At 74.6% G+C, this 26,998-nt stretch carries 26 protein-coding genes; 3 read left to right on the top strand and 23 right to left on the bottom strand.

Annotated elements, in window-relative coordinates; genetic code table 11:
• Positions 1 to 107 precede the first annotated feature (107 nt).
• From carB to pyrR, 5 genes are all read right to left on the bottom strand, one after another.
• On the bottom strand, positions 108 to 3,401 hold the full coding sequence (carB, locus tag ACI78Z_RS02700) for a carbamoyl-phosphate synthase large subunit (protein ID WP_457034975.1): 3,294 nt from the start codon (positions 3,399 to 3,401) through the stop codon (positions 108 to 110).
• A 1-nt stretch (position 3,402) separates the two neighbouring features.
• Positions 3,403 to 4,569 carry a glutamine-hydrolyzing carbamoyl-phosphate synthase small subunit gene (gene carA, locus ACI78Z_RS02695; protein ID WP_457034974.1) on the bottom strand — a complete coding sequence of 389 codons (1,167 nt, stop codon included), beginning with the start codon at positions 4,567 to 4,569 and terminating at the stop codon, positions 3,403 to 3,405.
• 97 nt (positions 4,570 to 4,666) lie between these two features.
• Positions 4,667 to 5,968: a dihydroorotase gene (locus ACI78Z_RS02690; RefSeq protein ID WP_457034973.1), complete on the bottom strand. Its 1,302-nt coding sequence runs from the start codon at positions 5,966 to 5,968 to the stop codon at positions 4,667 to 4,669.
• On the bottom strand, positions 5,965 to 6,885 hold the full coding sequence (locus ACI78Z_RS02685) for an aspartate carbamoyltransferase catalytic subunit (RefSeq protein ID WP_457034972.1): 921 nt from the start codon (positions 6,883 to 6,885) through the stop codon (positions 5,965 to 5,967). Before ACI78Z_RS02685 ends, ACI78Z_RS02690 begins: the two co-directional genes overlap by 4 nt.
• Before the next feature lie 79 nt (positions 6,886 to 6,964).
• Positions 6,965 to 7,564 (bottom strand): bifunctional pyr operon transcriptional regulator/uracil phosphoribosyltransferase PyrR, encoded by a 600-nt coding sequence (gene pyrR / locus ACI78Z_RS02680; RefSeq protein WP_457034971.1) that lies wholly within the window; start codon positions 7,562 to 7,564, stop codon positions 6,965 to 6,967.
• A 217-nt stretch (positions 7,565 to 7,781) separates the two neighbouring features.
• On the opposite strand from pyrR, the gene bldD reads away from it, so the two are divergent.
• Entirely contained in the window at positions 7,782 to 8,333 is a 552-nt protein-coding gene (gene bldD / locus ACI78Z_RS02675) for a transcriptional regulator BldD (RefSeq protein WP_091217936.1), read from the top strand.
• Positions 8,334 to 8,431: 98 nt separating this feature from the next.
• Here the strand turns inward: bldD and ACI78Z_RS02670 are convergent, their stop codons facing one another.
• The 16 genes from ACI78Z_RS02670 to ACI78Z_RS02595 form a co-directional block, all read right to left on the bottom strand.
• On the bottom strand, positions 8,432 to 9,472 hold the full coding sequence (locus ACI78Z_RS02670) for a hypothetical protein (protein ID WP_457034970.1): 1,041 nt from the start codon (positions 9,470 to 9,472) through the stop codon (positions 8,432 to 8,434).
• A gap of 146 nt (positions 9,473 to 9,618) precedes the next feature.
• On the bottom strand, positions 9,619 to 10,026 hold the full coding sequence (gene nusB / locus ACI78Z_RS02665; RefSeq protein WP_457034969.1) for a transcription antitermination factor NusB: 408 nt from the start codon (positions 10,024 to 10,026) through the stop codon (positions 9,619 to 9,621).
• Positions 10,027 to 10,036: 10 nt separating this feature from the next.
• Positions 10,037 to 10,597 carry an elongation factor P gene (gene efp, locus ACI78Z_RS02660; RefSeq protein WP_457034968.1) on the bottom strand — a complete coding sequence of 187 codons (561 nt, stop codon included), beginning with the start codon at positions 10,595 to 10,597 and terminating at the stop codon, positions 10,037 to 10,039.
• The gene (locus ACI78Z_RS02655) at positions 10,598 to 11,698 is read right to left on the bottom strand and encodes a M24 family metallopeptidase (protein ID WP_457034967.1); all 1,101 of its coding nucleotides are present in this window, start codon (positions 11,696 to 11,698) and stop codon (positions 10,598 to 10,600) included.
• Positions 11,695 to 12,129, bottom strand: a complete 435-nt coding sequence (gene aroQ / locus ACI78Z_RS02650; protein WP_457034966.1) for a type II 3-dehydroquinate dehydratase — start codon at positions 12,127 to 12,129, stop codon at positions 11,695 to 11,697. Before aroQ ends, ACI78Z_RS02655 begins: the two co-directional genes overlap by 4 nt.
• 34 nt (positions 12,130 to 12,163) lie before the next feature.
• Positions 12,164 to 13,216 carry a 3-dehydroquinate synthase gene (gene aroB / locus ACI78Z_RS02645; protein WP_457034965.1) on the bottom strand — a complete coding sequence of 351 codons (1,053 nt, stop codon included), beginning with the start codon at positions 13,214 to 13,216 and terminating at the stop codon, positions 12,164 to 12,166.
• 5 nt (positions 13,217 to 13,221) lie between these two features.
• Positions 13,222 to 13,803 (bottom strand): shikimate kinase, encoded by a 582-nt coding sequence (locus tag ACI78Z_RS02640; RefSeq protein WP_457034964.1) that lies wholly within the window; start codon positions 13,801 to 13,803, stop codon positions 13,222 to 13,224.
• Positions 13,800 to 14,993, bottom strand: a complete 1,194-nt coding sequence (aroC, locus tag ACI78Z_RS02635; protein WP_457034963.1) for a chorismate synthase — start codon at positions 14,991 to 14,993, stop codon at positions 13,800 to 13,802. Before aroC ends, ACI78Z_RS02640 begins: the two co-directional genes overlap by 4 nt.
• A 134-nt stretch (positions 14,994 to 15,127) precedes the next feature.
• Positions 15,128 to 15,799 (bottom strand): prepilin peptidase, encoded by a 672-nt coding sequence (locus ACI78Z_RS02630; RefSeq protein WP_457034962.1) that lies wholly within the window; start codon positions 15,797 to 15,799, stop codon positions 15,128 to 15,130.
• 5 nt (positions 15,800 to 15,804) lie between these two features.
• Positions 15,805 to 16,608 carry a shikimate dehydrogenase gene (locus ACI78Z_RS02625; protein WP_457034961.1) on the bottom strand — a complete coding sequence of 268 codons (804 nt, stop codon included), beginning with the start codon at positions 16,606 to 16,608 and terminating at the stop codon, positions 15,805 to 15,807.
• A complete protein-coding gene (gene mltG / locus ACI78Z_RS02620) occupies positions 16,605 to 18,203 on the bottom strand; it encodes an endolytic transglycosylase MltG (protein ID WP_457034960.1) in 1,599 nt (532 codons plus the stop codon). Before mltG ends, ACI78Z_RS02625 begins: the two co-directional genes overlap by 4 nt.
• Complete coding sequence (ruvX, locus tag ACI78Z_RS02615) at positions 18,200 to 18,868, bottom strand: Holliday junction resolvase RuvX (RefSeq protein ID WP_457034959.1); 669 nt, start codon at positions 18,866 to 18,868, stop codon at positions 18,200 to 18,202. The genes mltG and ruvX overlap by 4 nt, the downstream gene beginning before the upstream one ends.
• 5 nt (positions 18,869 to 18,873) lie before the next feature.
• Positions 18,874 to 21,567: an alanine--tRNA ligase gene (gene alaS, locus ACI78Z_RS02610; RefSeq protein WP_457034958.1), complete on the bottom strand. Its 2,694-nt coding sequence runs from the start codon at positions 21,565 to 21,567 to the stop codon at positions 18,874 to 18,876.
• Positions 21,568 to 21,618: 51 nt separating this feature from the next.
• Complete coding sequence (locus ACI78Z_RS02605) at positions 21,619 to 21,897, bottom strand: hypothetical protein (RefSeq protein ID WP_457034957.1); 279 nt, start codon at positions 21,895 to 21,897, stop codon at positions 21,619 to 21,621.
• Positions 21,897 to 22,322 carry a DUF948 domain-containing protein gene (locus ACI78Z_RS02600; protein WP_457034956.1) on the bottom strand — a complete coding sequence of 142 codons (426 nt, stop codon included), beginning with the start codon at positions 22,320 to 22,322 and terminating at the stop codon, positions 21,897 to 21,899. Before ACI78Z_RS02600 ends, ACI78Z_RS02605 begins: the two co-directional genes overlap by 1 nt.
• 147 nt (positions 22,323 to 22,469) lie before the next feature.
• Positions 22,470 to 23,801: a replication-associated recombination protein A gene (locus ACI78Z_RS02595; protein ID WP_457034955.1), complete on the bottom strand. Its 1,332-nt coding sequence runs from the start codon at positions 23,799 to 23,801 to the stop codon at positions 22,470 to 22,472.
• Between the two features lie 196 nt (positions 23,802 to 23,997).
• Here ACI78Z_RS02595 and ACI78Z_RS02590 point away from each other — a divergent pair, with 196 nt between their 5' ends.
• Entirely contained in the window at positions 23,998 to 24,861 is an 864-nt protein-coding gene (locus ACI78Z_RS02590) for an aldo/keto reductase (protein WP_457034954.1), read from the top strand.
• A 7-nt stretch (positions 24,862 to 24,868) separates the two neighbouring features.
• On the opposite strand, the gene ACI78Z_RS02585 is transcribed toward ACI78Z_RS02590, so the two are convergent.
• Together ACI78Z_RS02585 and ACI78Z_RS02580 are read right to left on the bottom strand one after the other, a co-directional pair.
• On the bottom strand, positions 24,869 to 25,846 hold the full coding sequence (locus tag ACI78Z_RS02585) for a glycosyltransferase family 2 protein (RefSeq protein WP_457034953.1): 978 nt from the start codon (positions 25,844 to 25,846) through the stop codon (positions 24,869 to 24,871).
• A gap of 395 nt (positions 25,847 to 26,241) precedes the next feature.
• Positions 26,242 to 26,532, bottom strand: coding sequence for a hypothetical protein (locus ACI78Z_RS02580; protein WP_457034952.1), 291 nt, complete (start codon positions 26,530 to 26,532; stop codon positions 26,242 to 26,244).
• Between the two features lie 259 nt (positions 26,533 to 26,791).
• On the opposite strand from ACI78Z_RS02580, the gene ACI78Z_RS02575 reads away from it, so the two are divergent.
• Entirely contained in the window at positions 26,792 to 26,917 is a 126-nt protein-coding gene (locus ACI78Z_RS02575) for a hypothetical protein (protein WP_457034951.1), read from the top strand.
• The last annotated feature ends 81 nt before the right edge of the window (positions 26,918 to 26,998 follow it).

The raw sequence follows: 26,998 nt of genomic DNA, 5'->3' as shown, positions 1-26,998 counted from the left end.
CCCCCCCCCCCCCCCCCCCCCCCCCCCCCCCCCCCCCCCCCCCCCCCCCCCCCCCCCCCCCCCCCCCCCCCCCCCCCCCCCCCCCCCCCCCCCCCCCTCCGCTGCCCTCATGGGTGCGAGGCCAACGCCGCGTGGACCTCCTGGAGGCTGCGCACCCCGACGTCCCCGCGGCGCAGCGCCTCGACGGCCTGCACCGCCGCCGCCATCCCCTGGACCGTCGTGATGCAGGGGATGCCGGCGGCCACGGCGGCGGTGCGGATCTCGTAGCCGTCCAGCCGCGGCCCGCTGTTGCCCGGGGCACCGAAGGGGGTGTTGACGACGATGTCGACGTCCCCGGCGAGGATCCGCTCGACGCAGTTGCCCGGGCCCTCGCTGTACTTGCCGACCACCTCGCAGGCCACCCCGTTGCGGCGCAGCACCTGCGCGGTGCCGGTCGTTGCCAGCACCCGGAAGCCGAGGTCGGCCAGCCGCTTGACCGGGAAGATCGCCGAGCGCTTGTCCCGGTTGGCCAGCGAGACGAACACCGTGCCCTCGGTGGGCAGCACGCCGTAGGTCGCGGCCTGGGACTTCGCGTACGCCGTCCCGAAGCCGGTGTCCAGGCCCATGACCTCGCCGGTGGACTTCATCTCCGGGCCGAGGACGGTGTCCACGCCGTGGCCCTCGACGGTGCGGAACCGGTGGAAGGGCAGCACCGCCTCCTTGACCGCGATGGGGGCGTCCTCGGGCAGGTCCGCGCCGTCGCCGGTGGCCGGCAGCACGCCGGCGGTGCGCAGGTCGGCGATCGACTCCCCCACCGCGATCCGCGCCGCGGCCTTGGCCAGCTGCACCGCGGTGGCCTTGGAGACGAACGGCACCGTGCGGCTCGCGCGCGGGTTGGCCTCGAGCACGTACAGGACGTCGTCCTTCAGCGCGTACTGCACGTTGAGCAGACCGCGGACGCCGATGCGCGCCGCGAGCTTCTCGGTGGCCTGCCGGATGCGGACCAGGTCGGCCGTCCCGAGGGTGATCGGCGGCAGCGCGCACGCCGAGTCACCGGAGTGGATGCCGGCCTCCTCGATGTGCTCCATGACGCCGCCCAGGTAGAGCTCGGAGCCGTCGAAGAGCGCGTCGACGTCGATCTCGACGGCGTCCTCGAGGAACCGGTCGACCAGCACCGGGTGCTCGGGGCAGACGTCGGTGGCCTTGGCGATGTAGGCCTCGAGCGTGGCGTCGTCGTAGACGATCTCCATGCCCCGCCCACCGAGCACGTAGGAGGGCCGGACCAGCACCGGGTAGCCGACGGCCGCGGCGATCTCCCGCGCCTCGGCGAAGGCGGTGGCGGTGCCGTGCTTGGGCGCGAGCAGCCCGGTGTCGGCGAGCACCCGGGAGAACGCGCCGCGGTCCTCGGCGTGGTCGATGGCCTCGGGCGCGGTGCCCAGCACGGGGACGCCGGCGTCCTTCAGCCGCTGCGCCAGGCCCAGCGGCGTCTGCCCGCCCAGGGTGCAGATGACCCCGGCGACCGGGCCGACGGCCCGCTCGGCCTCGACCACCTCGAGGACGTCCTCGAACGTCAGCGGCTCGAAGTACAGCCGGTCGGCGGTGTCGTAGTCGGTGGAGACGGTCTCGGGGTTGCAGTTGACCATCACCGCCTCGTAGCCGGCGTCCTGCAGCGCCATCACCGCGTGCACGCAGGAGTAGTCGAACTCGATGCCCTGGCCGATCCGGTTGGGTCCCGAGCCCAGGATTAGCACGGCCGGCTTCTCCCGCGGCTCGACCTCGGTCTCCTCGTCGTAGGAGGAGTAGTGGTACGGCGTGCGGGCGGCGAACTCGGCGGCGCAGGTGTCGACGGTCTTGTAGACCGGCCGCACGCCGAGGCGCCGGCGCAGCCTCCGGACGCCGTCCTCCCCGGCCAGCTCCGGCCGCAGCGCCGCGATCTGCCGGTCGGACAGACCGTGCCGCTTGGCGCGGCGCAGCAGCTCCCCGGTGAGGGACGGCGCGTCGCGGACCTCGGCGCCGACCTCGCCGACCAGCGCGATCTGGTCGACGAACCACGGGTCGAAGCCGCTGGCCTCGGCGACCTGCTCGACCGTGGCGCCGGCGCGCAGGGCGGCCTCGGCGACGTAGAGCCGCCCGTCGACCGGGGTGCGCAGCGCCTCGATCAGCTCCGCGGCGGAGCGCCCGTCGTCCGGGCCGGTCCAGAAGCCCGCCACCTTGGTCTCGGTGGACCGCATCGCCTTGCCCAGGGCCTCGGGGAAGTTGCGGCCCATCGCCATGACCTCACCGACGCTCTTCATCGTCGTCGTCAGCCGCGGGTCGGCGCCGGGGAACTTCTCGAAGGCGAACCGCGGGATCTTCACGACGACGTAGTCCAGCGTCGGCTCGAAGGCGGCCGGGGTGACGCCGGTGATGTCGTTGGTGATCTCGTCGAGGGTGTAGCCGATGGCCAGCTTCGCCGCGATCTTGGCGATCGGGAAACCGGTGGCCTTGGACGCCAGGGCGCTGGACCGGGACACCCGCGGGTTCATCTCGATGACGACCAGCCGGCCGTCGGCGGGGTTCACGGCGAACTGGATGTTGCAGCCACCGGTGTCGACGCCGACCTCGCGCAGCACCGCGATGCCGACGTCGCGCATCCGCTGGTACTCGCGGTCGGTGAGGGTCATCGCCGGGGCGACGGTCACCGAGTCGCCGGTGTGCACGCCCATCGCGTCCACGTTCTCGATCGAGCAGATGACGACCACGTTGTCGCTGCGGTCGCGCATCAGCTCCAGCTCGTACTCCTTCCAGCCGAGCACCGACTCCTCGATGAGGACGGTGTGCACCGGGGAGTCGGCCAGGCCGTGGGAGGCCATGCGGCGCAGGCTCGCCTCGTCGGTGGCGAAGCCCGAGCCGAGGCCGCCCATGGTGAAGCTGGGCCGGATGACGACCGGGTAACCGACCTCGGCCGCGGTCTCCAGCGCCTCCTCGACGCTGGCGCACACCCGCGAGCGCGGCGCGTCGGCGCCGATGGACCGCACGATGTCCTTGAACATCTGCCGGTCCTCGCCGCGGTTGATCGCGTCGACATCGGCGCCGATCAGCCGGACGCCGTACTTCTCCAGCACGCCGTTCTCGTAGAGCCCGATGGCGATGTTGAGCGCGGTCTGCCCCCCGAGGGTCGCCAGCAGCGCGTCAGGGCGCTCCTTGGCGATCACCTTCTCGACGAACTCCGGCGTCAGCGGCTCGATGTACGTGGCGTCGGCGATCTCCGGGTCGGTCATGATCGTCGCCGGGTTGCTGTTGACCAGGCTGACCCGCAGCCCCTCCGCCTTGAGCACCCGGCAGGCCTGGGTGCCGGAGTAGTCGAACTCGGCGGCCTGGCCGATGAGGATCGGGCCGGAGCCGATCACCAGCACGTGGTGGATGTCGTCCCGCTTGGGCATGTCAGGCCTTCTCTCCCGTGCTGTGCTCCACGACGGGAGGCGGGCTGACGGCGTCCCCGCCGCCGCGGGCCGCCTCCATCAGGTCGACGAACCGCTGGAACAACGGCGCCGCGTCGTGCGGCCCGGCGGCGGACTCGGGGTGGAACTGCACGCTGAACGCGGGCGCCTCCAGCAGCCGCAGCCCCTCGACGACGTCGTCGTTGAGGCCCACGTGGCTGACCTCGACCGGCCCGTAGGGGGTGTCGGTCGGCCGGTCCAGCGGGGCGTCGACGGCGAAGCCGTGGTTGTGGCTGGTGACCCGCACCGTGCCGCTGACCCGGTCGAGCACCGGCTGGTTGAGGCCGCGGTGGCCGAAGCGCAGCTTGTAGGTGCCCAGGCCGAGGGCGCGGCCGAGGATCTGGTTGCCGAAGCAGATGCCGAACAGCGGACGGCGGGCGTCGAGCACGCCGCGCACCGCCGCGACGGCGTAGTCGGCGGCCGCGGGGTCGCCCGGGCCGTTGGAGAGGAAGACGCCGTCCGGGCCGTGCTCGAGGAGGTCCTCGGCGGTCGCGGTGGCCGGCAGCACGTGGGTCTCCACACCCAGCTCGGCCAGGTGCCGCGGGGTGGCGGTCTTGATGCCCAGGTCGAGCGCGGCGATGGTGAACCGCTTCTCCCCCACCGCCGGGACGACGTAGGGGTCGTTGGCGGTGACCGCGGGCGCGAGGTCCGCGCCGGTCATGCTCTCCGAGGCCCGCACCCGGGTCAGCAGCTCCTCGGCCGAGAGGCCCTCGCTGCTGACGCCGGCGCGCATGGCGCCGCGCTCGCGCAGGTGGCGGGTCAGCGCTCGGGTGTCGATCCCGCTGATGCCGACGATCCCCTGTTCGACCAGCTCGTCGTCCAGGGTGCCGGTGGCGCGCCAGTTCGCCGGGCGGCGGGCCGGGTCGCGGACGACGAAACCGGCCACCCACATGCGGCGGCTCTCGTCGTCCTCCTCGTTGACCCCGGTGTTGCCGATGTGCGGGGCGGTCATCACCACGATCTGGCGGGCGTAGCTGGGGTCGGTCAGCGTCTCCTGGTAGCCGGTCATCCCGGTGGCGAACACCGCCTCGCCCAGCGTCGTCCCGACCGCGCCGTAGGCCTCGCCCCGGAACGTGCGCCCGTCCTCCAGGACGAGCAGCGCTTCTGTCACCTCTGAGCCTCTCCGTCCATCCCCCGGCGAGATCGGCGATCTCGCACGGTTTGCCCGCCGACAGCGTGCGAGATCGCCGATCTCGCCGCGCCGGCGCTCACCGGACTGCCTTTCCGTCCAGAACGGTCGCCTCGCCCCGCAGGAACGTGGCGACCACCCGGCCGGGGAGCTCCCGGCCGGCATAGGGGCTGTTGCGGCTGCGGCTGGCCAGGGCGGCGGGGTCGACGACCGCGCGGGTGCCCGGGTCCAGCAGCAGCAGGTTGGCCGGTTCACCCGGCGCCAGCGGGCGGCCCTGCGCATGGAGGCCGGAGCCGTCGAGCCGGCCGATCGCGGCCGGCCGGACCGACATCCGGTCGGCGACGCCGCGCCAGTCGAGCAGGCCGGTCTCGACCATCGTCGCGACGACCACCGACAGCGCCTGCTCCAGGCCCAGCATCCCGGGGCGGGCGCTGGACCACTCGGTCTCCTTGTCCTCGACCGCGTGGGGTGCGTGGTCTGTGGCGACGGCGTCGATCACGCCGTCCGCGAGGCCGGCGCGCAGCGCCTGGACGTCGGCGTCGGTGCGCAGCGGCGGGTTCACCTTGAAGACCGGGTCGTAGCCCTCGGCGCACTCGTCGGTGAGCAGCAGGTGGTGCGGGGTCACCTCGGCGGTCACCTGGACGCCGCGCGACTTGGCCCACCGGATGATCTCCACGGAGCCCGCCGTCGAGACGTGGCAGACGTGCAGCCGCGCGCCGACGTGGTCGGCGAGCAGCACGTCGCGGGCGATGATCGCCTCCTCGGCCGCGGCCGGCCAGCCGGTCAGGCCGAGGCGGGCGGAGCGGTCGCCCTCGTGCATCTGGGCGCCCACGGTCAGCCGCGGCTCCTCGGCGTGCTGGGCGACGACGCCGTCCAGGGCCTTGACGTACTCCAGCGCGCGGCGCATCAGCGCCGGGTCGGCGACGCAGTGCCCGTCGTCGGAGAAGACCCGCACCCGCGCGGCGGAGTCGGCCATCGCGCCGAGCTCGGCCAGCCGCTCGCCGGCGAGCCCGACGGTCACCGCCCCCACCGGGACGACGTCCACCAGGCCGGCCTGCCGGCCCAGCCGCCACACCTGCTCGACCACGCCAGCGGTGTCGGCCACCGGGTCGGTGTTGGCCATGGCGTGCACCGCGGTGTAGCCGCCGAGCGCCGCGGCGCGGCTGCCGGTCTCGACGGTCTCGGCGTCCTCCCGGCCGGGCTCGCGCAGGTGCGTGTGCAGGTCGACCAGGCCGGGCAGGGCGACCAGCCCGGCGGCGTCGACCACCTCGGCGCCGGTCGCCGACAGGCTCTCGCCGACCGCGGCGATGCGGCCGTCCCGGAGGAGGATGTCGGCGGCGTCCTCGCCGTAGGGCCTCGCGCCCCTGATCAGCACGCTCATGAGGGGGCGCCTCCCAGCAGCAGGTAGAGCACGGCCATGCGCACGGAGACCCCGTTGGCGACCTGCTCGACGATCGTGGAGCGGACGGAGTCGGCCACCTCGGCGGCGATCTCCATCCCGCGGTTCATCGGGCCCGGGTGCATGACGATCGCGTCGTCGCCCAGGGCCCCCATCCGGTGCGCGTCCAGGCCGTAGCGGCGGCTGTACTCGCGGGCGCTGGGGAAGTACGAGGCGTTCATCCGCTCGGCCTGCACCCGCAACATCATCACCACGTCGGACTTGGGCAGGACGGCGTCCAGGTCGTACGAGACCTCCGCCGGCCAGCTGCCCACGCCGACCGGCAGCAGCGTCGGCGGCGCGACCAGGGTCACCTCAGCGCCGAGGGTGTGCAACAGGCGCACGTTGGAGCGGGCCACCCGGCTGTGCAGCACGTCGCCCACGACCGCCACCCGCACGCCCTCAAGCCGGCCCAGCCGGTGCCGGATGGTGTACGCGTCCAGCAGCGCCTGGGTCGGGTGCTCGTGGGTGCCGTCGCCGGCGTTGACCACGCTGCCGCGCACCCAGTTCGCCAGCCGGTGCGGCGCCCCGGAGGCCGAGTGCCGGACGACGATCGCGTCGGAGCCCATCGCCTCGAGGGTCAGCGCGGTGTCCTTGAGGCTCTCCCCCTTGGAGACGCTGCTGCCCTTGGCGGAGAAGTTGAGGACGTCGGCGGAGAGGCGCTTGGCCGCCAGCTCGAAGGAGATCCGGGTGCGGGTGGAGTCCTCGTAGAAGAGGTTGACCACTGTCCGGCCCCGCAGCGTCGGCAGCTTCTTGACCTCGCGGCCGGCCAGCGCCTGGTCGATCTGCGCGGCGGTGTCGAGCACCAGCGTCGCGTCGGCGCGGTCCAGGTCGGCGGCCTCCAGCAGGTGGCGCTTCACGCTCCGCTCCCCTGTCCGGCTCCGCGGTCGCTCCGCTCCTCGCTCGCAAGGCTCGCTGCGGTGCCCACTCCCTGTCGCCTCACGCCGCCCCCTCCGTCACCAGCACCTCGTCCACGCCGTCGGTCTCGGCCAGCCGCACCTTCACCGACTGGCTGCGCGACGTCGGCAGGTTCTTGCCCACGTAGTCGGCGCGGATCGGCAGCTCCCGGTGGCCGCGGTCGACCAGCACGGCCAGCTGCACCGCGCGCGGGCGGCCGAGGTCCCGCAGCGCGTCCAGCGCCGCCCGCACCGACCGGCCCGAGTACAGGACGTCGTCCACCAGGACGACGAGCCGGCCGTCGATGCCGCTCTCGGGCAGCACGGTGTCCTCCAGCGCGCGCACGCCGCGCATCCGCAGGTCGTCGCGGTACAGCGTGATGTCGACGGTGCCGACGTCGACCGGGCTGCCGGAGAACGCCTCGATCCGGGCGGCCAGCCGGCGGGCCAGCGGGGCGCCGCGGGTGGGGATGCCGACCAGGACGACGTCGGCGAGGCCACCGTCCGGTTCCGGGCCGGAGGCGGCGGTGCGCTCGATGATCTGGTGGGCCATCCGGTCGACCACGCGGGTGACGTCGGCGGCGGAGAGGACTGCGGACGGCGACGGTGCGTCGCCGAGGGCAGGCTCGGTCGGGCGGGCCATCAGGCCTCCTTCCCCGCCTCACGGGACGGGTCGTTAAAGGAGTAGTCGGACCGGCGTCGACCGTACTGCACGCCGCGATGTGACCCGCGACGCGCCGGGAGGGGCACGATCGGGGACCTGCTGACCCGGACGAGTGTCCGGGTGTCGGTGGACCCGCTCAACCAGTACGCTCCGTGACGACAACCCGCCCGCGACGACGGACAGTGAGCAGGAAGCGATGAGCACCGACTACTCACGGGCCCTCGGTGCCCGGCTCCGAGCCATCCGCAACCAGCAGGGGCTCTCGCTCCAGGGAGTCGAGGACAAGTCCCACGGCCGCTGGAAGGCCGTGGTCGTCGGCTCCTACGAGCGCGGCGACCGCGCCGTGACGGTGCAGCGGCTCTCCGAGCTCGCCGTCTTCTACGGCGTCCCGGTCTCCGAGCTGCTGCCCGACCCGCGGCCCAGCTCCGCGGTCACCTCGACGACGAAGATCGTGCTGAACCTCGAGTCGCTGGGCTCGCTGCCCGCCGACGAGGCCGGTCCGCTGGCCCGGTACGCCTCGACCATCCAGGCGCAGCGCCATGACTACAACGGCAAGGTCCTCTCGATCCGGGCCGAGGACCTCAAGTCGCTGGCGATCATCTACGACATGAGCCCCGACGAGCTGACCAGCCGGCTCATCGAGTGGGGCGTCCTGTCCCCCGGCATGGAGAGCGTCGTCGGCTTCGGCGGCGACGAGGACGAGGACGAGGTCAACCCGAACTGGGAGCGCCGCCGCACCCCGCGGTGACACCGTCGTCCCACCGGACGACACCGCGGCGAGGTGCCGTCCCCGGTCCGCGCTGAGCCGATGGGCCCTGCACGTCCAGCGGTGCCGCCGTCCCGGGCTCAGGGGGCGGTGAGCGCGGGCAGCGGCGACGTCGACACCGGCGGCGTCAGGCGGCTCGCGTCGGGGACCGGGAACGGGTGCCCCAGGACGGCCAGCCGGCCGCGCACCCGGTTCTGCGCCTGGCAGTCCGAGACGCAGTCGGTGGGCGGGTTGGCCACCTCGACGGCGTCCTCACCGGTGACGAAGCCCATGCGGCCGCCGCTGGCCACGTCCCACACCGACACGCGTCCGCAGTGGTCGGCGTCCGGCGCGGCCGCAGCGCCGCAGTCGGGCTGGTCCACCCGCTCGGCGACCTGGGCGCTGTCGCGGGCGACGAAGCGCGGCGAGGCGTCGTTGCCGATGTTCACCCGCGGGGAGACCTGCACGCAGAACCGGCTCGGCGGGCCGGTCTCGACGCTCGTGCACTGCGAGCCGAGGAACTGTCCGGCCCGGGCGCGGAAGTTCGGGTTGTCGAAGTAGAACGGCGTGACCGCACCGGCGCCGGTCGCCAGGGTGTGCACGATCCGGGTGCGGGTGCCGTCGCCCCGCTCGGGCTCCATCTGGAAGATGCCGCCCTGCGCGCAGTCCTTGGACTGGATCTTCATCGACACCCCGGCGCCGGCCCGGCCGATGACCAGGTCCTCCTCCTCCAGGGTCACCGTGAGGTCCCCGCCGAGGGTCAGGCCGCGGTGGTCGGGCACCTTGCTCGCGAAGACCGGCGTGAACCGGCCGCCGGTCATGTCCAGCCGGTTGGGGGCGCCGGTGAAGGCGTAGTCGAACAGCGCGAAGTCGGCGGTCCGGACGACGTACTGGTTGTAGCGGCCCTGCACCAGGATCCGGTCGCCGAGGCCCCCGGCGGGCAGCGTGGTGACCGTCTCCCGGTCCGTCGCCTGCGCCAGCACGCGCTGGGTGCCGACGTCCACCAGCCGGTAGCCGCCGCCCTCGCAGGCCTTGGACGACGCGGCCTGGGCCGGTGCGGTCAGCGCCAGCAGCGGGACCGCGAGCGCGAGGGTGACGACGGCGGCGCGCCAGCGGCGCCGAGCGGGTACGGGCGTTCTCATCTGTCCTCCAGGGGTCGGGATGCCCGCTCACCCTGGTGATCACGAACAGTGCCCGACCAGTGGCCGATGGTCGTACGACCAGGCCAGGACCCGTGAACGCCGAGGGCCCACCCCGATGCTCGGAGTGGGCCCTCGGCGAGCGTGCTTCAGCCGGTGGGGACCTCGGCGTCGAGGATGGCGCCGAGGACGCCGTTGACGTAGGCCGGCGAGTCGTCGGTCGACAGCGACCGGGCCAGCTCGACGGCCTCGTCGATGACCACCGGGTCGGGCACGTCGTCGACCCACAGCAGCTCGAAGACCGCCATCCGGAGGATCGCGCGGTCGACGTCGGGCAGCCGGTCGATCGACCACCCGTGCGCGTGCCGGTCGATCAGCTCGTCGATGCGGACGGCGTGCTCGGCCACTCCCTCGACCAGCCGGATGGCGTGGTCGGGGATCGGCGGCGAGGCGAGGGCCACCCGCTCGCGGAGCAGCTCCAGCGGGTCGCTGCCGCGGACGTCGGCCTCGTAGAGGACGTCGACGGCGCGCTTGCGCGCCTTGGTTCGGGCAGCCATGAGAGCAGCGTCAGTTGGCGCGGCCGAGGTACCGGCCGTCCCGGGTGTCGACCTTGAGCTTGTCGCCGGTGTTGACGAACAGCGGCACCTGGATCTGCGCGCCGGTCTCCAGCGTGGCGGGCTTGGTGCCGCCGGTGGAGCGGTCGCCCTGCAGGCCCGGGTCGGTGTGCTCGACGACGAGCTCGAGGGTCACCGGGAGCTCCACGTAGAGCGGGGTGCCCTCGTGCACGGCGACGACGACCTCGGTGTTCTCCAGCAGGTAGTCCGCGCCGCCGCCGACGGTCTCGGCCGGGACGTGGATCTGGTCGTAGGTCTCGCCGTCCATGAAGACGAAGTCGGTGCCGTCCTTGTACAGGTACGTCATGTTCCGCTTGTCGACGGTGGCGGTGTCGACCTTGGTGCCGGCGTTGAAGGTCTTGTCGACGACCTTGCCCGAGAGCACGTTCTTCAGCGTGGTGCGGACGAAGGCGCCGCCCTTGCCCGGCTTGACGTGCTGGAACTCGGTGACGGCCCAGAGCTGGCCGTCGAGGTTGAGGACCATGCCGTTCTTGAGGTCGTTGGTGGTAGCCATCTAGAGGACCAGCAGTTCCTTGCTCGTGAGGGTCAACAACTCGGGCTCGTCGTCCGTGACGATCAACGTGTCCTCGATCCGGACACCCCCGTGGCCGGGCAGGTAGACCCCCGGCTCCACGGTGACGGCCATGCCGGCGGCCAGCCTACCCGCGCCCAGCTGGCCGATGCCCGGCGCCTCGTGGATCTCCAGCCCCACGCCGTGGCCCAGGCCGTGCGGGAAGTGCTCGGCGTGGCCGGCGGCGGCGATGACGTCACGGGCCGTGGAGTCGACGGCGACCACGTCGGCCCCGACGGCCAGCGCGGCCCGGCCGGCGGCCTGCGCCGCGGCGACCAGCTCGTAGACCTCGCGCTGCCAGTCGGCCGGCTCCCCCAGCACCACGGTGCGGGTCATGTCGGAGTGGTAGCCGTCGACGGTGGCGCCGAAGTCGAGCTTCAGGAAGTCGCCGGGCCGCAGTTCGGTGCTGTCGGGCCGGTGGTGCGGGATGGCGGAGTTCGCGCCGGTGGCCACGATCGTCTCGAACGACGGCGCCTCGGCGCCCATCGCCAGCATCCGCGCGTCGAGCTCGCGGCCGACCTGCAGCTCGGTGCGCCCGGGCCGCAGCGCCCCCTCGGAGGCGAGTTCGGCCAGCGCCGCGTCGGCGACCGCGCAGGCCCGGCGCAGCGCGTCGACCTCGTCGTCGTCCTTGACCACGCGCAGCGCCTCGACCGCCCGCCGCACGCTGGTCAGCTCGGGCACCGTGCCGCCCGTGGCGGCGTCGGCGAGCACCGACTCCAGCGCGCGCAGCCCGTCGACGGTCACGTGGTGGCTCTCGTAGCCGATGGTCCCCGCACCGCGACGCACCGCCTCCCCGGCCAGGGCGGCGACGGTGGCGCGGTCGACCAGCAGCTCGACGTCGGGCACCTGGGTGCGGGCCTGGGTGGTGTAGCGGCCGTCGGTGCCGAAGACGTCGTCACCGTCGGCGCGCAGCAGCAGCGCCCCGTTCGAGCCGGTGAAGCCGGTCAGGTAGCGGACGTTGAGCAGCTCGGTGACCAGGACGGCGTCCAGCCCGCGCTCGGCCGCCGTCGTCCGCAGCCGCTGCCGGCGCTCCGCGTACCTCATGAGACGCCCTGCGCCGCGAGCCACCGGAGCGCCAGCACGTAGCCCTGCACCCCGAGCCCGGCGATCACGCCGTCGGCGACCGCGGACACGTAGGAGTGGTGCCGGAACTCCTCGCGCTGGTGGATGTTGCTGATGTGCACCTCGACCAGCGGCGCGGTCAGCATCGCGAGCGCGTCGCGCAGCACCACCGAGGTGTGCGACCAGCCCGCCGGGTTGAGCACCACCGGGTCGCCGGCGTCGGCGGCGGCGTGCACCCAGCGCAGCAGCTCGCCCTCGTCGTCGGTCTGCCGGACCCGCACCTCCAGGCCCAGCTCGTCGGCGGCGGTGGTGACCAGCTCGACCAGCTCGGCGTACGTCGTCGTGCCGTACTTCGCCGGCTCCCGCGTGCCGAGGCGGCCGAGGTTGGCGCCGTTGAGCACCTGGATCGTCACGCGGTGGCCTCCATCGGGGTGGCGGGGCGGGTGGTCATGCAGCGACTGCGGCCCATGCCGCGTCGAGCCACGCCTGGTCGGGGTCGGCGAGGATGCGCGGGGTGCCGAGCCCGTCCAGGACGACGAACCGCAGCGAGGCGCCACGGGCCTTCTTGTCCACCCGCATGACGGCCTGGATGCGCGCCCAGTCCCCGGTGTAGCGGGTGGGCAGCCCCATCGCGGCGATCAGCCGGGCGTGCCGGTCGACCTCGTCACGGGTCAGCAGCCCGGCCTGCCCGGCCAGCTCGGCGGCGAAGACCAGGCCGACGGCGACCGCCTCGCCGTGCCGCCAGCCGAAGTCCTCCACCCGCTCGATGGCGTGGGCCAGGGTGTGCCCGTAGTTGAGGAACTCGCGCACCCCGGTGTCGTAGAGGTCCTCCCCCACCGCGTCGGCCTTCACCCGGACCGCGCGCTCGATGAGCTCCTCGGTGTCGCGGCGGCCGGTCGGGTCGGCCTCGAGCAGGTCGAGGATCGCCTCGTCGGCGATGAACCCGCACTTGACGACCTCGGCCATCCCGGCGCGGAACTCGGCGTCGGGCAGCCCGGCGAGCACGTCGGTGTCGGCGAGCACCGCGACCGGCGGGTGGAAGGCACCGACGAGGTTCTTGCCGGCGCCGGTGTTGATGCCGGTCTTGCCGCCCAGGGCGGCGTCCACCATGCCGAGCACGCTCGTGGGCACCTGGACGACCCGCACGCCGCGGGTCCAGGTCGCGGCGACGAAGCCGGCGAGGTCGGTGACCGCGCCGCCGCCCACGCCGACGACGGCGTCGGACCGGGTCAGCCCCAGCCGGCCGAACTCCTCCCACAGGTCGGCGGCGACCGCGGCGGTCTTGGCGGCCTCCCCGTCGGGGACGACGACGGCCTCGGCCGCCACGCCGGAGGTCTGCAGCGTCTCCACCAGCGCGCCGGCCAGCCCGGCCAGCGGCGGGGCGTGCACGACGGCGGCGCGGGCGGCGCCGTCGAGCACGTCGGTGGTCAGGCCGCCCAGCTCGTGGTGCGCGCCGGGCCCGATGACGACGTCGTAGGCCCGCTCGCCGGGGACGGTCACCCGCCTCACTGCGCGGCCCGTGCCGGGACGGCCGCGGCCACCTCGTCGACGACCTCGCCGGGCTCGCGGCCGCCGGTGGTCACGGTGACGGTGGCGACCTCGGCGTACAGCGGCGCCCGGGCGGCGAGCAGGGTGCGCAGCGTGGCCCGCGGGTTGAGGCCGAGCACCGGGCGGCTGCGGCCCAGGCCGACCCGCTCGGCGGCCGAGGCCAGGTCGACGTCCAGCCAGACGACGGTGCCGCCCGCGCGGGTGTAGGCGGTCAGCCGCTCGCGGGTGACCGCGCTGAGCACCGCGCCGCCGCCGAGGGCCAGGATCCCGTCGTGCTCCTCGAGCGCGACGGCCACGGCCTGCTCCTCCAGGGCCCGGAAGTGCGCCTCGCCGAGGTCGACGAACAGGTCGGCCACCCGCTTGCCGGTGCCGGCCTCGACGTCGGAGTCGGTGTCGCGGAACGGGATGCCGAGCCGGCCGGCCAGCGCGGTGCCGACGGTCGTCTTGCCGGAGGACGGCGGCCCGACCAGGACCAGCACCGGGCGGCGCGCGGCGGAGCCCATCGGACCGGCGGGGGTCCCGGGTTCGGCGGAGCTCATCGGACCGTCAGCGCGTCGAGGTAGGCGCGCGCGTTGCGGCGGGTCTCGGCCACCGAGTCGCCGCCGAACTTCTCCAGGGCGGCATCGGCCAGCACCAGCGCCACCATCGCCTCCATCACGACGGCGCCGCGGGGCACCGCGCAGGCGTCGCTGCGCTGGTTGATCGCGACGGCGGGCTCGCCGGTGGCGACGTCGACGGTGGCCAGCGCCCGCGGCACCGTCGAGATCGGCTTCATCGCGGCGCGCACCCGCAGCACCTCGCCGTTGGTCATCCCGCCCTCGATGCCGCCGGCACGGTCGGAGAGCCGCTGGATGCGGTGTTGCCCGTCCGCGGACTCGACCAGTCCGATCTCGTCGTGGGCGACCGAGCCACGGCGGCGGGCGGTCTCCAGCCCGTCGCCGACCTCCACGGCCTTGACCGACTGCACGCCCATGAGCGCGGCGGCCAGCCGGGAGTCCAGCCGGCGGTCCCAGTGCACGTGGCTGCCCAGGCCCGGCGGCAGCCCGTGCACGACCACCTCGACGACGCCGCCGAGGGTGTCGCCGTTCTTCCGGGCGTCGTCGACCTCGGCCACCATGAGCGCGCTGGTCGCGGGGTCCGCGCAGCGCACCGGGTCCTCGTCGATCCGCGGGTTGTCCCCCGGCCCGGGGACCACCCCGTCGGGGACGACGACCGGGCCGATGCCGACCACGTGGCTGACCACCTCGACGTCGAGGGCCTGGCGCAGGAACGCCCGCGCGATCGCGCCGAGGGCGACGCGGGCCGCGGTCTCCCGGGCGCTGGCCCGCTCCAGCACCGGCCGGGCGTCGTCGAAGCCGTACTTCTGCATGCCCGGCAGGTCGGCGTGACCCGGCCGCGGGCGGGTGAGCGGCGCGTTGCGGGCCTGGCGGGCGAGCACCTCGGGGTCCACCGGGTCGGCGGACATGACCGTCTGCCACTTCGGCCACTCGGTGTTGCCCACCTGCACGGCGATCGGCCCACCCTGGGTCACCCCGTGCCGGACGCCTCCGGTCAGCGTGACGACGTCCTGCTCGAAGGACATCCGCGCTCCGCGGCCGTGGCCGAGGCGGCGGCGGGCGAGGTCGACGTCGAGGTCGGGCGTCGTGACCTGCACGCCGGCGGGGAGGCCCTCGAGGATGGCGGTGAGCTGCTGGCCGTGCGACTCACCGGCGGTCAGCCAGCGCAACATGACCGCGATTGTGCCAGTCGGGTGGCCCCGTCCCGGCGGCCCTCCTGCAGGGGCCCGCCGCGAGCCTGCGAGTGGCGGGAGGCAGGAGGGTCCTTCTGCTGAGCCCGCGGAGGTGGGGAGGACGGGGTCCTCCTTCAGGGCAGCGCGTGCCCCTGCAGAGCGAGCGCCAGGACGGCCCCCACCAGCAGCGGCGGCCCGAACGGCAGCGCGGTGCGCCAGCCGGCCCGCCCGGCCGCGATCAGCGTCAGGGACGCCGCGGCCCCGGTCACCAGGCCGAGGAACACCCCGGCCAGCAGCGCACCCCAGCCGACCCACCCCAGCACCAGGCCGAGCAGGCCCAGCAGCTTCACGTCGCCGAACCCCAGCCCTCGCGGGGAGACGACGGCGGCGACCGCGGCCAGCCCGAACGCGACCGCACCGGCGAGGGTCGCGCGCAGCAGCGCCGGCCAGGTGCCGAGCGCGACCGCGTCGACGGCCAGCGCCGTGGCCACCGCGGCGTACGCCGGCACGGTCACCCGGTCGGGCAGCCGGTGGACGGCGAGGTCGACCTGGGCGAGGACCACCCCGGCGAGGCCGGCCCAGGCCAGCGCGACGGTGCCCGGTCGCACGCCGCCGGCCAGCAGCGCGCCGGCCAGGGCCAGCGCGGCCAGGACGACGGTGAGCGCGGTGCGCCGCGCGCCGGCGCCGGCCGCGCGGTCCCGCCGGGCCAGCCGGACCGACACCCGGGCCAGCCACGGCCCGAGCAGCAGGCCGCCGGCGAGCGCGAGGACGGCGACGGCGCCGGCCGGGACGTCCGCGGCGGGCACGCCGGTCAGCGGGGACCGACGGCGGCGTCGAGCGCGCCCCGCATCGCCACCAGCGGCGCGGGCTGCCCGGTCATGAGCTCGACCTGCGCGGTGGCCTGCCAGAACAGCACCTCGAGGCCGCCGACGGCGGTGCCGCCGACCTCGGTGACGGCCGTGGCCAGCGGTGTCGGCCAGGGGTCGTAGAGCACGTCGAGGACGGTCTGTCCCGCCGTCCAGGGCAATCGCGCGACGGCCGGCTGGCCGCCGACCGGCACGGTGCTCACCACGACCTCGGCGTCGACCACGGCCGAGGACAGCGACACCACCGTCGTGGCGATCCCGAGGGTGTCCAGGACGCGCAGCAGGTCCGCGGCCCGGCCCGGCTCGCGGACGACGACGTCGACGTGCCCGGCGCCGAGGGACGCGAGCGCGACCGCCGCGGCCGCCGCCGTCCCCCCGGCGCCGACGATCGCGGCCCGGTCCACCGAGGTGACCCCGGCCTGCTGCAGGGTGGTGCCGACACCGAGGACGTCGGTGTTCTCCGCCCGCCAGCCGGCCTCGGTGCGCACCAGCGTGTTGGCCGCGTGCAGCAGGCGCGGCAGCGGCTCCACCACGTCGGCGACGTCCACCGCCGCCTGCTTGCACGGCATGGTCACCGAGAAGCCGCGCCACTCCTCGCCAAGCCCGGCGAGCAGCACCGGCAGGTCCTCCGCGCCGACGTCGAGGGCGTCGTAGCTCCAGTCGTCGAGGCCCAGCGCCGCGTAGGCGGCCCGGTGCAGCAGCGGGGACAGCGAGTGCCCCACCGGGCGGCCGAGGACGGCGGCCCTCACCCGCCCGGCTGCTCGCGCAGCCACTGCTGGAACAGCAGCACGTTCTGCTGGTGCTCCTCGGCGGTGCGCGCGAAGCGGGTCTCACCGGTGTCCGGGTCGATGACGACGAAGAAGCGCCAGTCGCCCGGGGTCGGCGCGAGCACCGCCTGGATGGCCTGCTCGCCGGGGTTGCCGATCGCGCCCGGCGGGAGGCCGGCGTGGACGTAGGTGTTGTACGGCGAGGGGTTGGCGCGGTCCTCGGGCGTGGTGGTGATCCCGGACTTGCCGTTGGCGTAGTTCACCGTGGTGTCCAGCTGCAGCGGCATGCCGTCGGCCAGCCGGTTCTCCAGGACGCGGGCCACCATGGCCATGTCCTCGGGCGAGGCGGCCTCGGCCTGCACGATGCTGGCCTTGGTGAGCACGGTCAGCCGGTCGGCCTCGGGCACGCCGAGCGCGTCGAGCGCCTGGTCGGTCCGGGCCACCATGCCGGCGAGCACGTCCGCGGGGGTGTCGTCGGGCTCGATGTCGTAGGTGGCCGGGAAGAGGAAGCCCTCGAGCATCCCGTTGGCGTAGGCCGGCAGCCCGATCGCGGCGGGGTCGGCCGCGACGGCCTGCAGCTCGGGCAGCGGCGTCCCGGTCTCCTCGGACAGCAGCGCCAGGGTGGCGGCCACGGTGAGCCCCTCGCGCACCGTCACGCGGGTGACCTGGCGGGCCGCGGGGTCCAGCAGCAGGTCGAGGGCGGCCGCGCCGCTCATCTGCGAGCGCAGCGCGTAGACGCCGGGCTGGATGCCGGTCGCGGCCGGCTCGTTCTCGGCAGCGTCGACGAACGGGCCGGGCGAGGCGATGACGCCCTCGGCCACGAGGGTGCGGGCGATGTCGCTGAGCGTGTCGCCGGAGGAGACCCGCACCTCGACGGTGCCGCTGCCCTGCCCGGTGTAGTCCTCACCGCCGGGGTTGACCAGGCCGATGAGCGCCTTGCCGCCGTAGAAGATGCCGCCCACGAGGCCGGCGAGGACGAGCAGCGACAGGATGACCGCGAGCGGGCTGCGCCGGCGCCGCGGCCGGCCGGAGCCGCTCCCGCCGCGGGGCGGCCCGTCGTCGGGACCGGGCTCGTGCTCGTCGTGCCAGGGCTCGTCGTGCTGCGGCTCGGCGCGCCGGCCGCGGCGCCGGCGGCGGACGTCCTCGGAGCCGGAGGCGCCGAGCACCTCCAGGCCGCCGGTCGAGTCGGCGTCGTCCCACCCGTGCGGGTCGACGTCGTGCGCGTGGGTCCCGGCCTCGTGCACCCCCGGGACGGCGGGGACGGCGCCGAGCCCCACCGTGGCGTCGTCGGCGGGGGCGTCGGAGCGGCGGGACAGCCGGGACCAGGCGCTCTCGGGTCGCGGCGGCAGGTCGGGCAGCGGCTCGGAGGGGTGCGGCGGGCGGTCGGACCGCGGCTCGCCGACGTCGAGCAGCGGGCCGCGCAGCGGTCCGGTGCCTGGGTCGGCTTCGGCCCGGCGGCGGCGCGGGCGGGGGGGCTGGTTGGGCATGGAGGCCAGCCACGCGGACGCGGGCACGCCGCTCGGGGTGTCCGGGGAGGCGTGCCGACCCCGCCGTCCCGGCGGGGTCGGGTCGCTCACGAGCGCTCCCGCTGCGCGTCCAGATAGGCCTGGAGGATCACGACGGCCGCGGCCTGGTCGATCACCGAACGCTGGCGGCGGCTGTCCAGACCGTTCGCCCGGAGGGAACTGGCTGCGGTCACGGTGGAGAGCCTTTCGTCGACGAGGTGCACGGGCACCGGGCCGATGCGCCCGGCGAGTGCCCGAGAGTAGGCACGCGCGTCCTTCGCCGAGGCGCCCGACGCACCCGAGAGGTGCCTCGGCTCCCCCACGACCACCTCTGTCACCTCGTGTTCCGCGACGAGGGCGGCGATCCGGTCGAGGTCGGACTCGTCCCGGGCCCGCTGCACCGTCTCCAGCGGGCTGGCCAGGGTGCCGGTCGGGTCGGAGATCGCCAGCCCGACGCGCACGGTGCCGACGTCGACGCCCAGCCGGCGGCCCTGCCGCCTCGGGCGCGGCGGGATCGGCAGGCCGCCGGGCAGCCCGCCGGAGAGGTCGATCTGGGCGGTCTCGTGCCGCACCGGCGGGAAGCCGGCGCGCAGGTCGATCTGCTCGGTCGCGTGGTGGACCGGCTGCCGCGGCGGGGTGGGCGGCGTGGCGCGCGGCCGCGACGGGGGGACGGCGGGCCGCCCCTGCATCGGGCGCTCGCCCGCCGGACCGGTCTGGTCGGGGTGCTGGTCGGGCACTCCGCTCACCTCCCTGCGGCGGTCGCGACCGCCTGTTCGCCGGCCTGCAGGGCCGCTGGGATGCCCGCGGGGTCGGTACCGCCCCCCTGGGCCACGTCTGGCTTGCCTCCGCCACGTCCGCCGACGGGGGCCGCTGCCGCCCGCAGCACGTCGCTGGCCGACAACCCGCGCTCCTGTGCGGCCGGGTTGAGGGCCGCCACCAGAGCCACCTTGCCCCCCGACTCGGACGCGAGCAAGACCACCGCCGGACGGTCGGCCGGCAGCCGGCCGCGGACGTCGAGGGCCAGTGTGCGCAGGTCCCCGCCGCCGAGTCCGCCCGGCGCGCTGGTGACCAGGGCCACCCCGCCGACGTCGCGGGCCCCGGCGGCCAGCTCCCCGGCCGCGGCCAGGGTCTGCTGGGAGCGCAGCTCGGCCAGCTCCTTGTCGACGTCGCGCAGCCGGGCGAGCATGGCGCTGACCCGCTCCAGGACGTCGTCGGTCGGGGTCTTGAGCAGCTCGCCGAGCTGGCGCACCAGGTCGCGCTCGCGGGCCAGGTAGCGGAAGCCCTCCAGGCCGACGACGGCCTCCACCCGGCGCGAGCCCGAGCCCACCGAGGACTCGCCGGTCAGCGCCAGGGTGCCGATCTGCGCGCTGCCCTGCACGTGGGTGCCACCGCAGAGCTCGCGCGACCAGGGCCCGCCGATCTCGACGACCCGGACCTGCTCGCCGTAGGTCTCGCCGAACAGCGCCAGCGCGCCGATCGCCTGGGCCTCGGGCAGCGACATGTAGGTGGCGCTGACCCGGTGGTCGGCGCGGACGGCGGCGTTGGCGACGTCCTCGATGTCGTGTCGCTGCTGCTGGGTCAGCGCGCCCTGCCAGGCGAAGTCCAGCCGCAGGTAGCCCGGGCGGTTGTAGGAGCCCGACTGCAGCGCCTGCGGGCCGAGCACCTGGCGCAGCGCGGCGTGCACCACGTGGGTGCCCGAGTGCGCCTGGCAGGCCGACAGCCGCCACTCGCGGTCGACCTCGGCGGTCAGCTCGGCGCCCTCGCGGAGCTCGCCCTCGAGCACCCGCACCTGGTGGGCGATCAGGCCCTTGACCGGCCGCTGCACGTCGAGCACCTCGGCGCGCCCGCCGTCCCAGGTCAGGACGCCGGCATCGGCGACCTGGCCGCCGGACTCGGCGTAGAACGGCGTCCGGTCCAGCACCACGCGGGTGATCTCGCCGGGACCGGCCGGCGTGCTGGGCGCGCCCTCCTCGGCGGCCAGCTCGGCGACCAGCCCGAGCACCCGGGAGTCGGTGCGCAGCGTGTCGTAGGCCCGCCAGTCGGTGGGGCCGTGGTCGGCCAGCAGCCGGCGGTAGGCCAGGACGTCGACCGAACCGGTCTTCTTGGCGCGGGCGTCGGCGCGGGCCCGGTCGCGCTGCTGCTGCATGAGCGCGCGGAAGCCCTCCTCGTCGACGCGCACGCCCTGCTCGGCGGCCATCTCGAGGGTGACGTCGATCGGGAAGCCGTAGGTGTCGTGCAGGGAGAATGCCTGCTCGCCGGAGAGGGCCGGCGTCCCCGCGGCCTGGGCCTCGCGCACGGCGGTGTCGAACAGCGCCGTCCCGGAGGTCAGCGTGCGCCGGAACGCCTCCTCCTCGGCGTAGGCGACGGCGGAGATGCGGGCGAAGTCGGCCTCCAGCTCCGGGTAGCTGGCCTTCATCGCGTCCCTGGACACGGGCAGCAGCTCCGGCAGGGTCGACTCGTCGACGCCGAGCAGCTTCATCGACCGGACGGCGCGGCGCAGCAGCCGGCGCAGGATGTAGCCGCGGCCCTCGTTGCCGGGGGTGACGCCGTCGCCGATGAGCATCAGCCCGCTGCGCACGTGGTCGGCCACGACCCGCAGCCGGACGTCGTCGCCGTGCTCGCGGCCGTAGGTGACCCCGGCCAGCTCGGCGGCCCGGTGCAGCACCGGGGCGACCTCGTCGATCTCGTACATGTTGTCGACGCCCTGCAGCAGGTAGGCCACCCGCTCCAGGCCCATGCCGGTGTCGATGTTCTTCTTCGGCAGCTCGCCGACGATCCGGAAGTCCTCCTTGCTCCGGACGTCGGTGAGCTCGTACTGCATGAAGACGAGGTTCCAGATCTCCAGGAACCGGTCACCGGCCGTGTCGACCAGCGGGCCTCCGTCGGGGCCGAACTGCGGGCCGCGGTCGAAGTAGATCTCGCTGCACGGACCGCCGGGGCCGGGCTGGCCGGTGTGCCAGTAGTTGTCCTTCTTGCCCAGCCGCTGGATCCGCTCGACCGGGAGACCCGCGATCCGGTGCCACGCCTCGGCGGCCTCGTCGTCGTCCAGGTAGACGGTGACCCAGATCCGCTCCGGGTCGAAGCCCAGCCCGCCGTCGTCCACGGGGCCGGTGACCAGCTCCCAGGCGTGCTGGATCGCCCCCTCCTTGAAGTAGTCGCCGAAGGAGAAGTTGCCGTTCATCTGGAAGAACGTGCCGTGGCGGGTGGTCTTGCCCACCTCCTCGATGTCGAGGGTGCGCACGCACTTCTGCACGCTGGTGGCCCGCGGGTAGGGCGCCGGCTCCCGGCCGGTCAGGTACGGGATGAACGGCACCATCCCGGCGACGGTGAACAGCAGGGACGGGTCCGGGGAGACCAGCGAGGCACTGGGGACGACGGTGTGCCCGCGCTGGGCGAAGTGCTCGAGGAAGCGGCGGCGGATCTCGGCGGTCTGCATGTCCTACTCGTGTGGGGGCTCGGTCGTCGGGGTCGCGGCGTCCCGCGACGCTCAGCGGTCGGTGGCGTGCCGGCCGGGCAGCTGCGCCTGGCCGGCCTCGGGCAGCGGGGCGTCCAGGCCGGTGCCGGCCCGCAGCTCCCCCTCCCGCTCGGCCATCGCCGCACGCACGTCGGCGCCGAAGTCGCCGATGGCGTCGGCCAGGTCGCGCAGCCCCTCGGCGATGGAGGCGCCGATGCCGGCCGGGGTCATCTTCTCCGCGGCCGCGGACAGCTTGCGGACGACGAGGGCGCCGATGGTGATGCCCATGGCCAGCCAGAACAGCCGGCGCATCAGGCGGCCCGCCGGGCGGCGCGGCGGGAGCGGCGCGCGGCCTTGTCGCGGGCGGCGGCCTCGGCGATGGCCTGGCCCTCGCGCCGCTTGCGGGCGGCGCTGCGGACGCCGTAGCTGAACGCGGCCACCTTGATCAGCGGGCTGCCGAGCGTGGCGGCGACGACGCTGGTGAGGGCGGCGACGTTGCTCGAGACGTTGGCGGCGTTGCCGGTGATGTCGTCGACCCGCTCCAGGTTGCTGTTGACGTGGGCCACCGTCGTCGACGCCTGGCTCAGGATCGGGCCGCTCTGCTCCCGGGTCTGGCGGATCGTCAGCGTCGCCTCGTCCAGCGTGCGACCCAGCTTGAGGATCGGGACGGCGAGCAGCACCACCAGCAGCACCAGCGCCAGCGCTGCGATCAGTCCGGCCCACTCTCCTGCGGACACCCGGTCCTCCTGGTTCATCTGCCGCACTTCCGCGGCGCAACGGTCGATCTCGGCGTCCGGGCCCCCGCCGGTCGCCGCCGGCGGGCGTCGGCCCGGCGTGGTCACAGTAGTCGCGGCCTACGGAGGCCGTCCGTGCCCCGCCGGGACTCAGCGGCCGCGCCGGACGATCGCGCGCAGCTTGGCCAGCCGCGCCCCGATCGTCGCCTCCGCCCCGCGGTTGGTCGGCCGGTAGTAGTCCTTACCCACCAGGGCGTCCGGCGGGTACTGCTGCGGCACCACGCCGTCGGGGTGGGCGTGCGGGTACACGTAGGTGCCGCCGTGGCCGAGCTTCTTGGCCCCCGCGTAGTGCGCGTCGCGCAGGCCGGGCGGCACCGGTCCGGCCAGGCCGGCGCGGACGTCGGCGACGGACTCGCCCATGGCCACGGTGACCGCGTTGGACTTCGGCGCCGTCGCCAGGTGGACGACGGCCTGCGCCAGCGGGAAGTGGCCCTCCGGCATGCCGATGAAGGCCACCGCCTCGGCGGCGGCGACCGCGGTCTGCAGCGCCGTCGGGTCGGCCATGCCGATGTCCTCGCTGGCCGAGATGACCAGCCGGCGGGCGATGAAGCGCGGGTCCTCGCCCGCCTCGACCATGCGCGCCAGGTAGTGCAGCGCGGCGTCGACGTCACTGCCGCGGATGGACTTGATCAGCGCGCTGGCGACGTCGTAGTGCTGGTCGCCGGACCGGTCGTAGCGCACCGCGGCCTGCGCCACCGCCGTCTCCAGGGTCGGCAGGTCGATCCGCGTCCCCCCGGCCGCCAGCGCGGCACCGGCGCCGGACTCCAGCGCGGTCAGCGCCTTGCGCCCGTCCCCGCCGGCGATGCGGACCAGGTGCTCCTCCGCCTCCGGGCTCAGCGTGACCGCGCCGTCCAGCCCGCGGTCACTGGTCAGCGCACGGCGCAGCAGCGAGCGGACGTCGTCGTCCCCCAGCGGCTGCAGCGCCAGCACCAGGCTGCGGCTCAGCAGCGGGCTGACGACGGAGAAGAAGGGGTTCTCGGTGGTCGCGGCGATGAGGCTGACGATCCGGTCCTCGACCGCCGACAGCAGGCTGTCCTGCTGGGTCTTGGAGAAGCGGTGCACCTCGTCGATGAACAGCACGGTGCGCCGGCCGGCGTAGGTGAGCTCGCGCTTGGCCCCCGCGATGACCGCCCGGACCTCCTTGACGCCGGCGTCGAGGGCCGACAGCTGCACGAACTGCCGCTTGGTGGCCAGCGAGATGACGTGCGCCAGCGTCGTCTTGCCGGTGCCCGGCGGGCCGTAGAGGACCAGCGACATCGGCTCGTCGCCCTCGACGAGCCGGCGCAGCGGCGCGCGCGGGCCCAGCAGGTGCGACTGGCCGACGACCTCGTCCAGCGACCGCGGCCGCATGCGGACGGCGAGCGGCGCCCCCGGGTCGACGCCCGAGTTGTCCTGCTCCGGCTCGTCGAACAGCGAAGTCACGACGCCCTCGGTCCGCTCCCGCGGCGCGCTCCGCTCCTCGGTCGCTGCGTCATGACTCGCCTCCGCGGTCGCTCCGCTCCTCGCTCGCAGAGCTCGCTGCGATGCTCACTCCCTGTCGGCTCGGGCGCTCCCTGGGATGCTCACGCGCCTGTCCGCTCACGCTTGCGAACGCTACCCGCGGGGCACGACAGACCCCGTGCAGCAACGACGCATCGGAGACCGCACCGTCGGCGCCATCGGCCTGGGGGCGATGCCCTTGTCGACCAAGGACGACCGGCCGTCGCGGGAGGAGGCGATCGCCGTCGTCCACGCCGCCCTGGACGCGGGCGTGACGCTGATCGACACCGCCGACGCCTACGCCCGCGACGAGGCGGAGTTCGGCCACAACGAGGAGCTGGTGGCCGCGGCCCTGGCCGCCTACGGCGGCGACACCTCCGGTGTGCTGGTCGCCACCAAGGGCGGGCACACCCGGCGCGGCACCGACTGGGAGCTCGACGGCTCCCCCGGCTACCTCCGCAAGGCGTGCGAGGACTCGCTGCGCCGGCTGGGCGTCGACGCGATCGGCCTCTACCAGTTCCACCGGCCCGACCCGGACACCCCGTGGGAGGAGTCGATGGGCGCGCTGCGGCAGCTGGCCGACGACGGGCTGGTGCGCACGGTCGGCATCTCCAACGCCGACGTCGCGCAGATCGACGTGGCCCGCTCGATCGTCGGCCCGGCGCTGGTGAGCGTGCAGAACCAGTTCTCCCCCGGCTGGCGGTTCTCCGCCGACGAGATCGCCCACTGCGAGGGGCACGGGCTGGCGTTCCTGCCGTGGAGCCCCTTCGGCGGGGTGTCGGCGGCCGGGTCGCTGGAGTCGTCCGCGCCGGCGTTCACGGAGGTCGCCGAGGAGCTCGGCGCGTCGGTGTACCAGGTGACGCTGGTCTGGCACCTGGCGCAGTCCGAGGTCGTGATCCCGATCCCGGGGGCCTCCCGGCCGTCGTCCATCGAGGACTCCGCGGCCGCCGCGGACCTGCAGCTGACCCCCGAGCAGCTCGCCCGCCTGAACACTTCGGACTGACCCGCCCCTACGTCGTGCGGTCGAGTGCCTGCCGCCGCTCCGCGCCCAGCAGGTCGCCCAGCCACGGCGGTGTCGCGATCCCGGGCCGTCTCTTCCGGAGACGTCGGGCCAGAGCCCAGCCGGACTCGGGGACGGCGACGCTGGCCAACGAGCGCAGCAGCGGCGTCGGATCCCGCAGCGAGGCGGCTCGCCAGAACTCCGCGGCCGCGGCCCGGCGGTGGCCGCCCCGCCGAAGCGAGGACGCCATCCAGCGGTGGAACCAGGCCGCATCGAGGGGACGGCCGCCGCGCAGGTCGGCGGAGAGCTCCTCGATCAGCCGCAGCTCCGCGAGCACGCCGTCCGACGAGGTGGACATGTTGGCCGCGTGCATGCGGTAGCCCACCAGTGGGGCGTCCACCGTGGCCGGTGCGCCGAGGCGCGCCAGCCGGATCCACAGCTCCCAGTCCGCCAGCACGCGGAATCGGCGATCGAAACCACCAGCCTCCTCGACCAGCCGTCGCCGCGCCACCACGTTGGAGCATCCGCCCGGCACCGTGTTCCACCAGGGCAGCAGAGCAGTGAGTTCCTCGTCCGGCGGCGGGACGGTGCGATAGCGCACGGTGCCGTCGGGCTCGAAGCCCACGACCCCCGCGACCGCCCAGTGCCGCTCCGCCGCCTCGGCGGCACGAAGCTGCGCCGCGAGCTTCTCGGGCGCCCACAGGTCGTCATCGTCGCAGAACCCGACCCAGGTGCCCCGGGACGCGGACAACGCCCGGTTGCGGGCCGCGACGACACCCCGCGAGGTCTCCTCCCGCAGGACGCGGACGCGGGCATCGCACAGCGCCGCGACGGCGTCGCCGGTCCCGTCCGTGGAGCCGTCGTCCACGACGACGACCTCCAGGTCGACGTCGGTCTGGGCCAGGACGCCGGCGAGGGTGGTCCGGAGGAGCGCCCGGCGGTTCCTCGTCGGGATGACCACGGTCACTCGGGGCGCGGGGTCAGCCACGGCACCTGCGGGATCGGCCGAACACGCGGCCATCATGCCGCTGACCCCGGCCGCGGCGCGCTTCCGGGCGCGCGTGAGCACCGGGAGCCGGGTGCGCGTTGGTCAACTGTCCGGCGGGTTCCCCCGGGGCGCACGACGGAGTGGGTGGAGAACGCCCTGGGGTCAGACCTGCGCGCGACCCCTCGCCGGATTGTGGCGCGCCCGCGAGCTGGTCGGGTTCTTCGCACTCCGCGAGCTCGAGTCCGTTACGAAAGAGGTCGCGCTGAGGGTGGCCTGGGTCCTGGTGCAGCCGATCGCGGTCGTGGCCGCCTTCACCCTGGTCTTCGACGAGTTGGCCGGCATCGGCCACGGCTTCCCTACCCGCTGTTCGCGCTGACGGGCCTGGTCCCCTGCACCTACTCCTCCAGCGCCGTCGCCTGGGCGAGCACGGTGCTCGTCGGCGACTTCGCCCCGATCACGAAGGTGTACTGCCCCCGTCTCGCCGCGCCGGCCGGCGCCCTCCTGCCGCCGGTGGTCGACCTCGGGGTGTTCCTGCTGCTGGTCGGTCTGCCCATCCTGCATGACGGCGCCGCGCCGACCTGGCGGGTGCTCGCCGTCCCGATGTCGCTGCTCCTCCCGGTTCTGACGGCGTTCAGCGTCTCCTGTGGCTGTCGACGCTCAACGTCCGGTACCGCGACGTCCAGCACGCCATCGTCCCGCTGCTGCAACTGTGGCTGTTCCTGAGCCCGGTCGCCTACCCCAGCACTCTGCTGTCGGGCCGGCGGGAACTGGCCTTCGCCGTGAACCCCCTGACGGGGTCATCGGGGTCGGGCGGTGGTCGCTGCTGGGAGTCACGTGGCCCGGCTGGTCGCTCGCCGTCTCCCTGGTCACGGTCGCCGTCCTGCTGGCCGGGGGCTGCGGTCTTCCGGCGAGCCCAGCGGACCTTCGCGGACGTGATCTGAAGCGATGGACCGCGTCGAGCTGACCCGGGCGAGCAAGCACTTCGTGCTGGGTGGGCACCGCAACGCCCGCGAGGCGCTGAGCGCCACGGCCAGGTCGGCGATGTCCGGGGCCGGGGGACTGCCGCCGTAGAGGTGGAGCATCTCCGCGTTGGTGACGCCGGCACCACCGAAACGCGGGTGGAGCTGTCGTCCCACACCTCCAGGACCCGGC

It is taken from the genome of Geodermatophilus sp. SYSU D01176 (assembly GCF_054050015.1).
This window is presented reverse-complemented; position numbering and strand designations above follow the sequence as displayed.

Bases quoted from the DNA above. Each gene is read 5' to 3' on its own strand.
- carB (WP_457034975.1), bottom strand. From the start codon at position 3,401: ATGCCCAAGCGGGACGACATCCACCACGTGCTGGTGATCGGCTCCGGC.
- ACI78Z_RS02690 (WP_457034973.1), bottom strand. From the start codon at position 5,968: ATGAGCGTGCTGATCAGGGGCGCGAGGCCCTACGGCGAGGACGCCGCC.
- pyrR (WP_457034971.1), bottom strand. From the start codon at position 7,564: ATGGCCCGCCCGACCGAGCCTGCCCTCGGCGACGCACCGTCGCCGTCC.
- bldD (WP_091217936.1), top strand. From the start codon at position 7,782: ATGAGCACCGACTACTCACGGGCCCTCGGTGCCCGGCTCCGAGCCATC.
- ACI78Z_RS02670 (WP_457034970.1), bottom strand. From the start codon at position 9,472: ATGAGAACGCCCGTACCCGCTCGGCGCCGCTGGCGCGCCGCCGTCGTC.
- nusB (WP_457034969.1), bottom strand. From the start codon at position 10,026: ATGGCTGCCCGAACCAAGGCGCGCAAGCGCGCCGTCGACGTCCTCTAC.
- efp (WP_457034968.1), bottom strand. From the start codon at position 10,597: ATGGCTACCACCAACGACCTCAAGAACGGCATGGTCCTCAACCTCGAC.
- ACI78Z_RS02655 (WP_457034967.1), bottom strand. From the start codon at position 11,698: ATGAGGTACGCGGAGCGCCGGCAGCGGCTGCGGACGACGGCGGCCGAG.
- ACI78Z_RS02640 (WP_457034964.1), bottom strand. From the start codon at position 13,803: ATGAGCTCCGCCGAACCCGGGACCCCCGCCGGTCCGATGGGCTCCGCC.
- aroC (WP_457034963.1), bottom strand. From the start codon at position 14,993: ATGTTGCGCTGGCTGACCGCCGGTGAGTCGCACGGCCAGCAGCTCACC.
- alaS (WP_457034958.1), bottom strand. From the start codon at position 21,567: ATGCAGACCGCCGAGATCCGCCGCCGCTTCCTCGAGCACTTCGCCCAG.
- ACI78Z_RS02605 (WP_457034957.1), bottom strand. From the start codon at position 21,897: ATGCGCCGGCTGTTCTGGCTGGCCATGGGCATCACCATCGGCGCCCTC.
- ACI78Z_RS02575 (WP_457034951.1), top strand. From the start codon at position 26,792: ATGGACCGCGTCGAGCTGACCCGGGCGAGCAAGCACTTCGTGCTGGGT.